5 protein-coding genes are annotated in these 14,479 nt (G+C 72.6%); 1 reads left to right on the top strand and 4 read right to left on the bottom strand.

All coding sequences use genetic code 11. From position 1 onward, the window contains the following. On the bottom strand, positions 1–9,114 hold a 9,114-nt coding region (locus tag G5B56_RS11260; protein WP_164963253.1), incomplete at its 3' end, for a YDG domain-containing protein. Between the two features lie 58 nt (positions 9,115–9,172). After that, the gene (locus tag G5B56_RS11255) at positions 9,173–10,858 is read right to left on the bottom strand and encodes a ShlB/FhaC/HecB family hemolysin secretion/activation protein (protein ID WP_164963252.1); all 1,686 of its coding nucleotides are present in this window, start codon (positions 10,856–10,858) and stop codon (positions 9,173–9,175) included. A 228-nt stretch (positions 10,859–11,086) separates the two neighbouring features. Between G5B56_RS11255 and G5B56_RS11250 the strand changes: the two genes are divergently transcribed. After that, a complete protein-coding gene (locus G5B56_RS11250) occupies positions 11,087–11,776 on the top strand; it encodes a hypothetical protein (RefSeq protein WP_164963251.1) in 690 nt (229 codons plus the stop codon). Here the strand turns inward: G5B56_RS11250 and G5B56_RS11245 are convergent, their stop codons facing one another. Together G5B56_RS11245 and dbpA are read right to left on the bottom strand one after the other, a co-directional pair. After that, positions 11,777–13,021: a DEAD/DEAH box helicase gene (locus G5B56_RS11245; RefSeq protein WP_164963250.1), complete on the bottom strand. Its 1,245-nt coding sequence runs from the start codon at positions 13,019–13,021 to the stop codon at positions 11,777–11,779. Beyond that, entirely contained in the window at positions 13,018–14,439 is a 1,422-nt protein-coding gene (gene dbpA, locus G5B56_RS11240) for an ATP-dependent RNA helicase DbpA (protein ID WP_164963249.1), read from the bottom strand. The genes G5B56_RS11245 and dbpA overlap by 4 nt, the downstream gene beginning before the upstream one ends. Between the last annotated feature and the right edge of the window lie 40 nt (positions 14,440–14,479).

The raw sequence follows: 14,479 nt of genomic DNA, 5'->3' as shown, positions 1-14,479 counted from the left end.
CAGCTGTGCCTTGGCCACCGTCAGCGTGCCGGCAGTGAACGTGCCGAGCTGGTAGTTGCCGTCGGCCACGGCCAGCGTGCCCTGGGTGATCGCATGCGTGCCGGCCGTGGCCGAGGCCCCGGTGACGGTGTTCAGCAGCCCGGCGAAGACGTCGGCCGCGCTGTCGCCGCCGACCAGGCCCAGGCCGCCGACGCTGAAGCCCAGCGTCGGGTCGGCATCGCCGTAGGTCTTGGAGCGGTCGAGCGCCGTGACGTCCAGCGTGCGCGCCGTGATGTCGGCCTGGGCCGTCAGCGCAGTCAGCGAGTAGTTGCCGGCCGCCGCGCCGGTGAGCGACAGGCCGCTGGTCGTGATGCTCTTGTTCGTGCCGGCATCGGCGGTGCCGAAGCTGGCCGCCAGCGTGCCGGTGAGCGACACCGCGTCGCTGCCGACGACACCGGACAGCGCCGCCGTGCCGCCGAAGCTGGCGGTCGTCGTCGCGTCGTAGACCTTGTTCTGCGCCGTCAGGCCGGTGACGGTCAGCGCCTTGGGCGTGATCGTCGCCGCCTGGCTGCCCAGGGCCAGCACGTAGTTGCCGGCCTCGGCGCCGCTGAGCGTCAGGCCGCCGAAGCTGACGGTGCTGGCACCGGCGACCGTGGCGTCGTTGTAGCTGCCGGTGGCGGTGCCGGACAGCGAGATCGTGTCACCGCTGTAGGCCCGGCCGTCGCCGGTGCTGCCGCTGCCTGCGGCCTGCGCGGCCAGCAGGCTGCCGCTGCCGCTGACGGTGGCCGTGGTCGAACCGTCGTAGACCTTGCTCGACGCCACGCTCAGGCCGCTGACGGTCAGCGTCTTCGGCGTGATGTCGGCGGTCACCGAGTCGGTGCTGATCGTGTAGTTGCCGGCGTCGGCGCCGCCGAGCGTCAGGCCCGACAGCGTGACCGACTTGTTGTCGCCGACATGGCGGTCGGCAAAGGCGCCGGAGGCGGTGCCGGACAGCGAGACCACGTCGTTGCTCAGGTACCTGCCGTCGCCGCTGACGCTGCCGCCGCCGACGATCGCCGCCGTGCCGCTGACGGTGGTGGCCGTCGTGCCGTCGTAGACCTTGTCGTTGGCGCTCAGACCGCTGACGTTGATCGCCTTGGGCGTGACGGTCAGCGTGCTCGAACCCGTCGTCACGCTGATCGTGTAGCCCAGGCTGCTCGTGAACGTGCCCTGGCCGTTGAGCGCCAGCGTGTAGCTGCCCACCGGGATGTAGCCGGCGCCGCTGGCGGTGTAGCTCGACAGGCTGGTGTCCAGCGAGCCGGTCGTCGCGCTGGCGACGGTGTCGTCGTCGATGAAGCCGGTGATGGACACCGCCGGCGTCGACGCGCCGCTGCCGTAGACGACGCTGCTGCCGCTGCCGGCGCTGACCGTCAGCGTCGGCGAGACGCTGTAGAGGAACCAGTCGCCGCTGGCCGCGTAGGCCGGCGTGCTGCCGGCGCTGTAGCTCTGGGCATAGTGCTTGTCGTAGCCCGTCATGCCCTCGGTCGTGCCGCTGGGGCTGGTCGAGTAGACGAGGTAGCGGCCGGTGCCGGCGTCGAGACCGGTGTCGACGGCGGTGTTGTTGACGAAGTGGCGACCGGCAGCCAGCACCAGGTCGCCGCTGCCGTTGGCGACGGTGCCGGCGAGCGTGATGTCGCTGCTGGCGCCGCTGGCCTGCAGCCTGAGGCCATGGTCAGCGGCCAGGCCGTCGGCATGCACCGTGGTGCTGCTGGTGGTCTTGATGTCCAGGCTGCCGAAGTTGCCGGCCAGGTTGCCGATGGTGTTGTCGCCGGCGGTGAGCACGGCCGTGGCGTCGCCGCCGAAACGCATCGCCGCCGCGTTGATCGTGCTGCCGGAGGCCTGCGTGACGCCGCCGCCGAAGCTGCTGAAGCGCAGGTCGCCGGTGCTGGCGGTGATCGCCGAGCTGGCACCCAGCGTGATCGTGCCGTCATAGGTGAACAGCTCGAGCTGGCGACCGTCTGCGGCGCCCGACTTCAGCGTGCTGCCAACCAGGATGCCGCCGCCCCCGCCGGACAGGCGCAGGTTGGCATCCAGCGTGCTCGCGCCGCGCAGCATCGAGGCCTGGGTGAAGTCCAGCGCGCCCAGCGTCGTGACGCCGCCCTGATCGTTGCTGCCGAACTGGATGACGTCGAAGCCGCTGCTCTGCTTCAGGATGGCGCCGATCTGCGCCGCGCTGAGCGTCAGCGCAGCACCGCCGAGCACGCTGCCGCCAAGGCTGAGGTCGGTGCTCGCCGACGACGCACGAACCTTCAGCTCGGCGTTGCTGGCGCCGTTGATCGTCGTGTCGGCGGCCAGCACGATGCCGCCGTTGGTGACGCCGCTGTTGCCGCCGGCCGCCAGTTCGACGGCCTCGGTGTCGGCGTCGCCGACACTGGAGCCGCTGGTGAAGCGGATGCCCATGCCCTGCGAGCTGGCGTTCAGGCCCTGGTTCACCACCGAGATGGACCGCCCCGCGAGTTGCGAGACCGTGATGGCGCCCGCGACGTCGCTCGCCTTGTCGCTGTCGAGCAGGCGCAGCGACAAGGCGCCGGTGCCGGTATCGATGCGGCTGCCGGGCGCCATCGTCAGCGACGCCGAGCACGACGGGCAGTCGTTGGCGACGACGCCGGCGGACAGGTTCTGGTTGGCGATCGCGGTGAAGTCGCCGTTGTCGGTCTGGACGTGGCCGTACAGCAGGATCGAGCGCCCCGCCTCCAGCGTCAGGTCGCCGCCGAGTCCGCCGGCACTGACGATCAGGTCGCGCACGACCGTGATGTCGCGACTGGCCTGCAGCGTGACGTCGGTGCCGGCGTCGAGCATCGCGGTCAGCGTGGCCGGGGTCAGCACGACATCGGCACCGAGGCTGGCCGAGAAGCCCAGCAAGCCGCCGCTGCCGCCCAGCGCACCGAACCCGGCGGCATCGCCGGCAAAGCCGGCGCTGCCCCAGTTCAGGTTGCCGGCGTTGCCGTTGATCTGGTCGGCATTGCGCGGCTGCGCGAGGTCGTCGGCGACCAGCGTCAGCGCCATCACCTGCGACGCGTTCTTGCCGCTCGTGGCGTTGGGTGCGGCCCAGACCAGCGGCCGGTACGCCACCGTCTCGGACGCGGTCACGGCGGTCGGCAGCAGCGCGTACTGGACGTCGCTGACGTAGTTCTGCAGGTTCGTGCCGCCGGAGAAGCTGCTCGTGTTCAGGCCGTCGGCGGTCGGCGCCAGGCCGACCACGCTGTTGCGCCAGCCGACCGGGCCGGTCGCGCCGGTGAGCCCCGAGATCAGGGTGATGGCGCCGACGCCGGGGATGTCGCAGTCGGCGATGTTGCTGAACATCAGCAGATCGCCGGTCGTGACCCTGTTGCCGCCGACCGTGCCGGAGACGAGCGACAGATGGCTGCCGACCTTGTCGCCTGCAGTGCTGCCGACCAGGCTGTTGGTGACCGAGACGACCGCGCCGCGCGAGTTCTCGCCGGCCGCCAGGCCGGTCGAGCCGTCCACCCAGGTCAGCGCGCCGGCCCGCAGGCCGCCGGTCGGATCGGCCAGGTTGGCCCAGTCGGGCGAGCGCACGAAGTAGTTGGTCTCGTAGGCGTTCGCCAGCGGATTCCAGACGTTCACGACGGTCACGCCGGAGATGACCTTGCGGTTCGTGCCGGTCGCGCCGACACGGATGCCGGTGCTCAGACCGACGTGGTCGTTGGCCGTGCTGCCGACGAGGCTGTTGCCGGTGCCGACCGCACCGGCCATGCCGCCGGCGGAGACGTGGGTCACCGCGCCGGCCGCGGTGGCGGCGCCGTTGGCCCAGTAGGGGCTGGCAACGACGTACGCGCCATCGGGCAATGCGGTGACCCCGGGCATCAGGAAGCTGGCGGTCAGCGACGGGCTGCCCTGCTCCCAGACCGCCCACGACACCGCATCGCCATACGAGCTGCCGACCAGCGAGTTGGCGGCACTGACGGTGCCGCCGGCGTCGCCGCCGAACAGCTGGCCGCTGCCGCCGTTCATCCAGGTCACCGCGCCCTTGGACTTCGGCGCGCCGTAGCCGAGATAGACGTTGTTCGTGTAGCTGGCGTTGCTGTGGTCCCAGAACGGCGAGGAGATGGCGACGTTGCCGTCGGCCAGCGCGTAAACGCCGCCCTGGCCGATGCGGTCGCCGTCGCGGGTGACGGCACCGGCGGTCTGCCCGGTCGTGTTGTCACGCACGGCCCAGGTGTTGTAGGCCACGCCGGTGCCGTTGTTGTAGACCGCCCGCGCGACTAGCGTGGTCGCGGGCCGCGTGTCGGCCTTGCTCCCGACCAGACTGTTGGCCGCCGAGACGGTGCCGGCGGCGCCCGAGGTGCCGCTGCCCCAGGTCACGGCGCCGCGGCCATCCCACCACTGCGAGTTGACCAGCACGAAGTTGCCGGCGTTGGGGCCATTCAGCTCGATGACACCGTCCACCGGCAGGCGGTAGCCGAGCCAGTCACGCGTGTGGCTGCCGACGACGCTGTTGACATCCGAGAGCGTGCCGCCGCTGCTGCCGTCGGACAGCTGCCCGCTGGCGCTGAACCAGGTCACGGCGCCCGCGTTGAGCGCGCTGCCGTTGTTCCACCCGGCGCTGCCGACGAGGACGGCCCCGTTCGACAGCTCCTTGACGAGCGGGTACATGTTCAGCGTGAAGGCCGTGAGGTACCAGTCCGAGAGCGCGTTGTAGGTGAATCCGGTGCTGCCCTTGTAGGTCGTGTTCGACGGCGTGCCCGTCGTCACCGTGTGGTTCATGTAGTAGAGACCGACCTGACGCGACGTCGAATCGCCGATGACGTAGGTCGTCCCGGCGGCGCTGCCGGTGCTCGTGTACGGCACGGTGACGAGGCTGAGGCTCGGCAGCGTGCCGAGCCGGTCGCCCGCGCTGACCAGCGTCGTGTGGTTGGCGTCGGTGTAGACGTCAGGCGTGCTGCCGACGACGCTGTTGGCCACGCCGACGGTCCCGACGGTGCCTGCGCCGACCATGCTGAGCGCGCCGCGCCCATTGCCCCAGGACGGGCTCACGGCCATGTAGCGGCCGCCGCTGAGCGCCTGCCCGAGCAGGCCGACGTGGTCGCCGGTCGTCGTCAGGTAGGTCGTATCGCGCGAGAACGTCGCGCTGCGCAGGATCCCGTTGATGTCATAGAAGCTGCGCGAGCCGTCGCTCGTCGTGACGGTCGTGTAGCCGTCGGCCGTGCTGCCGACCAGGCTGTTGGAGCTGTCGACCGTCCCGCTGACACCGGCGCTGCCCGAGCCCCAGGTCACGGCGCCCTTGCCGCCGCCCCAGCTCGGGCTGCGCACGACGTAGCTGCCGTCGTCCAGCACGTCCACGGTCGCCGCGAGGTTGGCCGCCCACGCCGTCGGCGAAGCCATGACGAAGGTCGTGCCGTCGGTGGCGAAGAAGCTGTTGGCGGAGTCGTAGCTGCGGTTGTCGCCGTAGTGATAGCTGCCGACGTAGTCGCCGGCGGAGTTCCCGACCAGGCTGTTGCCGGCCGACACCGTGCCGGCGACGCCGCCGCTGCCGCTGCCCCAGGTGACCGCGCCGTAGGCGACGGTCGTGCGCTCGTTGCCGCCGCGGTTGCCCCATTGCGGGCTCAGCACGATGTAGTTGGCACGCCGCCCGTTGCTGTCGGCGTCGCCGACGGCCAGCACGCCGCCGACGCCCACCTGGTCGTAGGCGCCGCTGCCGATCAGGCTGTTCGACGACGACAGCGCCCCCGAGACGCCCGCCGTGCCCGAACCCCAGGTCACGCCGCCGACCTGCGCGGTCGCGCCGTTGCTCCAGGTCGGCGACGCCACGACGTAATGGCTGTCGGACAGCTCGGTGACGGTCTTGCCGACGTTGTCACCGACGGTGCTGCCGACGAGGCTGTTGGCCGCCGACACGGTGCCGGCCACGCCGCTGTCACCGCTGCCGAAGGTGACGGCGCCACGCGTTCCGTTCCACGAGGTGTCGACCGCGAGGTAGTTGCCGTTGGCCAGCACGCGCAGGCCGTCGGTCAGCGAGACCGTCGTGCGCAGCGCGGTCTGGAAGCTCGACGCATAGGTCGTCGAGTTGTACTCGTAGCTCGTGTAGAGGGCCGACTCGATGTTCGAGTACGCGCCGAGCCCGTCACCGGCAGCGCCGACCAGGCTGTTGCCGGCCCCGACGGCCACGCCGCGGGTGCCGGCGCCGAACGGTTGGCCATTGCTGCCGTCGACCCAGGTGACGGCACCGTTCGGGTCGTTCTCCAGGAAACGTCCGGCGGCCGCGTTGCCGTTGCCCGACCAATAAGGGCTGACGACGACATAGTTCTGGCTGCTGCTGCCGACCTTGGCGACGCCGCCACTGCCGACGAAGTCGTAGGCGCTGCTGCCCACCAGACTGTTCGCGCCACCGACCGCGCCGACGCTGCCGCCACCCGCGGCGCCGTAGGTCACGGCACCGGCATACACCGCCGAGCCGTTCGACCACAACGGCGAGTTGACCACGTAAGCGCCGCCGGGCAGGACCGTCAGCAGGCTGCCGACCATGTCGCCGGCGGCACCGGGCGGTGTCGTGCGCCGGTTCTGGTTGGCGTCGGTGTAGTTGTAGTAGGCCGAGGCGCCGAGACGCGTCAGCTCGTTGGTCCCGGTGCTGTTCAGCTCGTCGGCACCGACCACGTAGACCTTCGTCCCGTCGGTCGCGGTCGACACCGGAGCCAGCGTGCGGTTCGGCGTCGAGCCGACCAGCGCCGTGCTGGCCGAGACCGTTGCCCCGGCCGCGCCGGTGGACAGCGCACCGGTGTCACCGTCCATCCAGACCACTGCGCCGCGGCCGTTGAACCAGGTCGGCGCCGCGATGGCGACGTTCCCGTCGGCCAGCTCGACGATGCGCGTGCCGGGGCGGGCCACCTTCGTGCCGCTGAGCACGTCGGCGCCGCCCAGGCGGTCGTTGGCCGTGACCGTGACCGCCGCCGGATTGGTCACCGTGAGGCCGCTGTAGCCGTGCGGCACCATGCTGTCGGTGTTCGAGGTGTCGCCGACCAGGCTGTTGCTCGCGCTGACGAGGCTGGAGCCGCTGCCGGACTTGCTCTGCCAGGTGATCGCGCCCGCCGAGGCGCTCGTGCCGGTCTGCAACGCGTAGTAGTTCGGCGCCGTCGGCGCGGTACGGGTCCCGGTGCCTTCGTCGGAAAGGAAGTTCGTGACGGTGACGCCGGTGACGGTGCCGTACTCGGGGCTGCGCACGAGGTAGTTGTCATTGCTCAGCACGGTGACGCCGCCGCTGCCGACCTTGTCGCCGGCGTGGCTGCCGCGCAGATTGCTGAGCAACGCGCCGGTCGAGCTGTCGAACAGGTAGACGGCGCCGGTGTCGTTGACCGCGCCGGTGTCCGCGCCCGGCGCGGTGACGACGACGCGGCCGTTGCGCAGCACCTGCGTCGAGCTGCCGAAGCCGTTGGTGGCGTCGGGAGTCGGGTCGCTCATCGACAGGCTGGCCAGCGCGCTGCCGAGGTTGTCGACGATGAGGTTGCGCGGGTCGAGCAGCAGGCGGCCCGAGCGGCCGTCGCGGCTGCTGAGGTCGGCCAGGCCCTGGAATGCCAGGTCCTGCTTGCCCGAGACCTCGGCCTGCCCGCCCGCGCCACCGAAGCTGCCGCCGCGCGCGCTGATGCGGCCGGCGAACAGCGTCTTGTCGTCGGACCAGACCACCACCTGCCCGCCGTTGCCGTGTGCACCGGCCGCATCGGCGCGCAGCACGGTCGACGCGTTGACGCCGACCGTCGTCGCGTTGCCCAGCGTGATGTCGCCGCCCTGGAAGCCGCCGCCGACGCGCACGCGCCCGCCCTGCGCGCCGCTCGCATCGAGCGTCGCCGCACGCAGTTGCACGCTGGCGGCGGTCACGGCGATGTCGCCGCCGGCGCCGTTGCCGCCGCGGGCGCTGAAGGTCGCCGAACTGTAGACCGACGAGTCGGCCTCGGCGCCGGTGCTGCCGGTCACCGCGATGCTGCCGCCACGCGTCGCACCGTCGGCGGTGACCCGCGCCTGCGCGGTCTGGATGACCGTGTCGGCCTGAATCTGCACCGCACCGCCGGCGCCCTTCGCCGACGAGACGTCCAGCGTGCCCGACTGGCCGACATAGTCGGCCTGCACCAGGAGGCGTCCGCCATCGCGCGCGGCGACACTGCCGCCGAGATCGACGTTGCCGCCGCTGAGCGTGACCTGGCCGCCTTGCGCGACGATGCTGCCGGTGTTGCCGACCAGGCGAACGGCGCCGTCGGCGGCGACGAGCATGTCGGTCGCACCGCCGCCGCCGGCCACCGCCTGCTCGCGCAATCGCTGCGCGGCACCGGCGCTGAGGATCACGCGGCCGCCTTCGGCCTGCACGAGCTGGCGGTTCTCGACCAGCGCGGCCACTGTCGCCGGGTCGACCTTGACGCCCAGCAGCTCGCTGCCGGCGACGTCCAGCGTCACCGCGTCGCCGGCGGCCAGCGCGACCGTGCCCAGACGCGCGCTGACCACGCCTTCGTTGATGACCTCGGGCGCCAGCAGCGCCGCGTAACCGCCGGCGGCGGTGTTGATCGTGCCCTGGTTGACGACGCTGCCGGCGCCGTCCCCGCGCGTGAACTTCAGCCGGCCGGCGGCGAAGTCGGCGTCGGCGATGTCCAGCGTGCTGGCGACCAGCCCGCCGACGTCGACGCGCGAGCCGCGGCCGAAGACGATGCCGTTCGGGTTGACGAGCAGCACCTGGCCGTTGGCGCTGAGGCGCCCATGGATGGCCGACGGGTCGGCACCGGTGACGCGGTTGAGCAGCACCGCCTGCGCGTTCGGCTGCTGGATCTGCACCAGCGCCTGGCTGCCGACGTCGAAGCTCAGCCAGTTGATCGCCGCACGCTGGCTGGCCTGCGTGATGTCCAGCCGCGCACCCTGCTGCTGCAGTGCCGCCTGGCCGCTGACGACTTGGCCGCCCTGCGGCAGCGCGTTGGCCGCCGGCGGCGCCGCCCAGGCCGCCGTCTGCCCGAGCACCAGCCCGGCGCCGAGCACGACGCCGGCGACGCCGCGGCTGCGTTTGCCGCGCGAGCGTGTGCCTTCGGCGACCGCGACGCAGGCCCCGGTGCTGTCGTTCCAGACGAGTCGATAGATGCGATTCAGGGCGCCGGGACCGTGGTTCATGAGGTACTCCGAGAAGATGCGGGGCGGCGGGCGGGCACCCGCACGCGGTTCGACAGGCTCAGAAGGCCTTGACGAAGGAGACGAAGAGGCGCGGATCGCGACGGGTGCCGTCGCCGTCGTCGCCTTCGGCGCTGCGGACCGGGTTGCGGCCGTTGCGCCACGACAGCGCCGCGCGCAGCAGCACCTGCTGCGGGCCGCTCCAGCTGGCGGCCACGCCGTTGCCGGACAGCGTGTAGCGGTTGGGGTCCAGCGTCGCGGCGTTGCGCTCGCGGTCGCGGCGCAGCCAGGCGTGGTCGTGGAACAGCGACAGCGTCAGCTCGGGCGTCACCAGGCGGCGCCACTCGAGGCTGGCCAGCTGGCCCTCGTCGGCCGACGGCTCGGAGCTGGAGTACGCACGCACGGCCGAGGTGCCGGTGGCGCCGAACTTCTGCGACGAGTCGAGGTTGCGGTTGGCGCGCTGGCCGGACAGCGACAGCTGCAGCGTGTCGGCGGCGCTCAGGCGCTGCAGCCGGGTCAGCGTCCAGCCCAGCGTGCGGAAGCTGCCGTCGCGGTCGGGGCCGCCGGCGGACTGGTCGGCCGCGAGGTCGGCGGCATTGCCGCCGAGGTCCAGCCGGCCGAAGGCCAGCGACAGCGAGAACTGGGTGACGCCGCCGCCCAGCCAGCCGTCGACGGCGTCGCCGCCCAGCGCCAGCGTGCGCGTGGCGACGGTCTTGTCGCTGAGCTGGATGCCGGCGATGGCGTTGTCGAAGGCCTTGCGGTCGTAGGCCAGGCTCAGGCTCAGCGAAGCGCCGGCACGGCGCAGCAGCGGGTAGTTCGCCGCCGCCGCCCAGGCCGTCGCGCCGCCGCTGTAGCGCGTGTTGTTCAGGTCGTAGCCGTAAGCCAGGCGCGACACGGTGGCGCTGGCACGCCAGCCGTCGTAGCCGACCGGCGCGTTGTAGCCGGCGCTGCCGTAGTCCGAGCCGGCGCTGTGGCTGGCGAAGAACTGCAGCTGGTCGCCGAAGCGCAGCGGGCTGTTGATCTCCAGCGCGCCGGTGCTGCGCCACTCGCCGCTGGCCCGGGTGCCGGCGTTGTCGAGCTGCAGCCGGCCGCCGAACATCGGCTCGTCGGCGACCGCGACCACCAGGCGCGTCTCGCCGGGCTGGTCGCCGGGTTCGAGCACCGAGCTGGCCTGCACGCCGGGCAGCGAGTCGAGCAGGCCAATGGCGCGCTGCACCTCGTCGGCGCGCACCGGAGCGCCGATCTTCTGGCGCGCCGTCATCGTGCCGAGCACACGCGGCTCGCCAACGTTGCGCCCCGGCGGCGCCTGCTCGACACGCACGCCCGACAGGCGGCCCTCGAGCACCGCGATCGTGACGACGCCGTCGCGCAGCTCCTGCTCGGGCAGGAAGGCCCGCACGAGGTAGCCGGCGTCCTGGTAGGCGCGGGCCACGGCGTCGGTGGCACGGCGCAGGTCGGCCAGGCTCGCCGGCTGGCCGACGAAGGGCGCCAGCCGGACCTGCAGCTCGGCCTCCGGCAACAGCGTCACGCCGCGCAGGCGGAAGCCGAGCACCTGGACCCGGGCACCGGGCGCCGCATCGGGGGTGGCCGCGGGGGCGGCCGTGGTCGGCGGCGGCGGTGGCGGCGGCGGTGCCGCACGCTCTGCATCACGCAGCAGGGTGCCGGCATCGGGCGGGGTCTGCGCCTGCGGCGCGCCGCAGGCCAGCAGCGCGGCCGCAGCCACGGCGCCCAGGGTCTTGTTGTTCATCGACTCGGCTCCCTGAACCCAGAGGAAACCCGGGTCAGCAGCGACGGCCACTGTCAAGCCCGGGAATCAGGGAAAGCTTAAGTTGAAGCGTCTCGGTGCGTCACGAGAAATGCGGCCATAAATCGCACCTTTAGCATTAACCCGTAGTCCACCGAAGGGATGCGTCGGGCGTGCACACCCGCGGCAGGCCGTCGCCGCCGATGACCTACAGTCACGGCCGACGACACCATGAACCGACTGCACACCGAACTCCTCCGCCTCCATCTCTGCGCCGCGCCGGGCGAGCCGGGCGCCTGGGCCGACGCGTCCGGCCGCGTGCGCAGCGCGGTGCTGGAACTCGTGGCCCCGGTCGATGCGGCGCTGCTCGGCGCGGTCTGGGCCGGCGTTCAGAACGAACTCGGGCTGCCGGCGCCGGCCATCGTGCTGTCGGGGCGCGACGGCCTGCAGCTCTGGTTCGCGCTGCAGCAGCCCGTGGATGCCGCGACGGCGAGCGCACTGGTCGACGGCCTGCGCCGGCGCTGGCTCGACGAACTGCCCGCAGCCCTGCTGCGCTGCTGGCCGGCGCCCGAGGCCGCGCCGCCGGCCCTGCCCGGCACCGAGGTCGGTCCCGAACGCTGGGCGGCGCTGGTCTCGCCCGACCTCGCGCCGCTGTTCACCGAGACCCCGTGGCTGGACCTGCCGCCGGGCGCCGACGCCCAGGCCGCGCTGCTGGCGCCGCTGCGCCCGATCACGGCCGATGAACTGGCCGCCGCCTTGCGCACGCTGGCGCCGCCGGACGCGACCACGGCGCCGGGTGCACCCGAGCCGCGCTCGGCGCCCGAACGCGAAGCCGAACGTTTCCTGCTGTCGGTGATGCGCGACGCCGCGGCGCCGCTGGCGCAGCGCATCGACGCCGCGAAGGCGCTGCTGCGCCGCTGATCAGGCCCCGCGCGCGGCCGCTTCGCGCAGCTTGTCCTTGCGGCTCTTGCGCCGGCCCTTGACGCCGCCGTGGCCGGCGGGCGCGGCAGGGGCACTCTCGGTGGGCTCGAAACCCTCGACACGCTCGCGTTCGACGCGCCGGCCCTGGCGCTTCTCGATGAGGCGGAAATGCGCCTCGCTGGCCGCGGTGACGAAGCTCCAGGCTTCGCCGCTGGCGCCGGCGCGTGCCGTGCGGCCGATGCGGTGCGTGTAGTCGGCGGCCGAACGCGGCAGGTCGTAGTTGATCACCGCGGCCAGCGCCGGGATGTGCAGCCCGCGCGCCGCCAGGTCGGTGGCGAGCACGACCCGCAGCGTACCGTGCGCCAGCTCGGCCAGCACCCGTGCGCGCGCGCCCTGGCTCAGCTCGCCGTGCAGGGCCGCGGCGGCGATGCCGGCGCGCTGCAGCTTGGCCGCGACCATCTCGCTGGCGTGGCGGGTGGCGACGAAGACCAGCACCCGCGGCCAGTCGTGCGTGGCCAGCAGCCGGCGCAGCAGCGGCGTGCGCTGCGCGGTGTCGACCTCGACCGCGTGCTGCTCGATCTCGGGGCCGCCGGCCTCGGGCGCGGCGTCCACCGCCACCTGCACCGGCGCGTGCAGCAAGCGCGTGGCCAGCGCCTGCACCGGCGGCGGGAAGGTCGCCGAGAACAGCAGCTGCTGGCGCTCGGCCGGCAGCAGCGCCAGCACACGCTCCAGCTCGGCGGCAAAACCGTCGTCGAGCAGCCGGTCGGCTTCGTCGAGCACCAGCAGCTGCACCTCGCCCAGCGTCAGCGCGTTGCGTTCGACCAGGTCCAGCAGCCGGCCCGGCGTCGCGACGACGACTTCGGCGCCGCCGCGCAGGCCCATCATCTGCGGGTTCACCGAGACGCCGCCGAAGACGACGGCGACCTTCACCGGCTCGGCCATCTCGCGCGCCATCGCACGCAGCGTCTGGCCGGCCTGCACCGCGAGTTCGCGCGTCGGCACCAGCAGCAGCGCGCGCGTGACGCGCCGGCTTTCGCGCGGCGTGATGTCGAAGCGATGCAGCATCGCCAGCGCGTAGGCCGCGGTCTTGCCCGAGCCGGTGGGCGCACGCGCGACGAGGTCCAGCCCGTCGAGCGCCGGCGGGATGGCCCGCTGCTGCACCGGCGTCGGCGTGGCGAAACCGAGCTCGGCGCAGGCGCGCTGCAGCGCCGGCGTCAGCCCGAGGGCGGCGAAGCCCGCGCTCACAGCCGCCGCGCCTTGACGGTGCGGCCCTTGACCTTGCCGCGCGCCAGGCCGCGCAGCGCCTGCTCGGCGACGTCGCGGCGCACCGAGACGTAGGTCGAGAAGTCGTTGACGTCGATCTTGCCGACCGCCGCCGCCTCCAGCCCCAGGTCCTTGGTCAGCGCGCCCAGCACGTCGCCGCGGCGGATCTTCTCCTTGCGGCCGCCGAGGATCTGCAGCGTCACCATCGGCGGCAGCAGCGGCGGCTGCGGCCCGGCCTTGGCGAGTTCCGCTTCCAGCTCGGCCAGCGGATGCCAGACGCTCTGCCGGCCCTGCATCTCGTCGATGCGGCCGACCCGGCCCATCTCGTCGAGGCTGGCGAGGTTGAACACCAGCCCGCTCTCGCCGGCGCGCCCGGTGCGGCCGATGCGGTGGGTGTGCACCTCGGGCTCGGGCGTGATGTCGACGTTGATCACCGCTTCGAGCTTGCTGATGTCCAGCCCGCGCGCGGCGACGTCGGTGGCCACCAGCACGCTGGCGCTGCGATGGGCGAAGCGCACCAGCACCTGGTCGCGGTCGCGCTGCTCCAGGTCGCCGTGCAGTTCCAGCGCGACGATGCCCTGGGCCTGCAGCACCGCCACCAGGTCGCGGCACTGCTGCTTGGTGTTGCAGAAGGCCAGCGTGCTCTCGGGGCGGAAACGCTGCAGCAGCAGGCCGACGGCGTGCAGGCGCTGGCTCTCGGTCACCTCGTAGAAGCGCTCGACGATCTGGCCCGCGGCATGGGTCTCGGCCAGGCGCACCTCCTGCGGGTCGCGCAGGTAACGCGCGGCCAGCTTGGCGACGTCTTCGGGATAGGTGGCCGAGAACAGCAGCGTCTGGCGCTTGCTCGTCGGCGGGCAGTGACGCGCGACGGCGGCGATGTCCTCGGCGAAGCCCATGTCGAGCATGCGGTCGGCTTCGTCGAGCACGAAGGTCGTCAGCGCCTCCAGCGCCAGCGAGCCGCGCTCCAGGTGGTCGAGCACACGCCCCGGCGTGCCGACGACGACGTGCGCGCCGTGCTCCAGGCTGACGAGCTGCGGCCGGATCGCGGCGCCGCCGCACAGCGTCAGCACCTTGACGTTGTCTTCGGCGCGCGCCAGGCGGCGGATCTCCTGCGAGACCTGCTCGGCGAGTTCACGCGTCGGGCAGAGCACCAGCGCCTGTGTGGCAAAGCGCTTGGCGTCGAGCCTGGCCAGCAGCGGCAGCGAAAAGGCCGCGGTCTTGCCGCTGCCGGTCTTGGCCTGGGCGATCAGGTCGCGCCCGGCCAGCGCCGGCGGCAGCGCCGCGGCCTGGATCGGCGTCATGCAGTCGTAGCCCAGCTGTTGCAGGTTGGCGAGCACGGCCGGCGACAGCGGCAGCGTGGAGAAAGCGGGGCCGGCGGGCGCGGCGGGAGATTCGGTCATGCCCCGATTGTCGAGGCTGGGGCCGGCCGGCGCCGGGATT

Origin of the sequence: Rubrivivax sp. JA1026 (assembly GCF_011065555.1) — a bacterium.
GTDB classification, from domain to species: domain Bacteria; phylum Pseudomonadota; class Gammaproteobacteria; order Burkholderiales; family Burkholderiaceae_C; genus Rubrivivax; species Rubrivivax benzoatilyticus.
The sequence above is the reverse complement of the archived record's forward strand: the minus strand, read 5'-3'. Positions and strand labels throughout refer to the sequence as shown.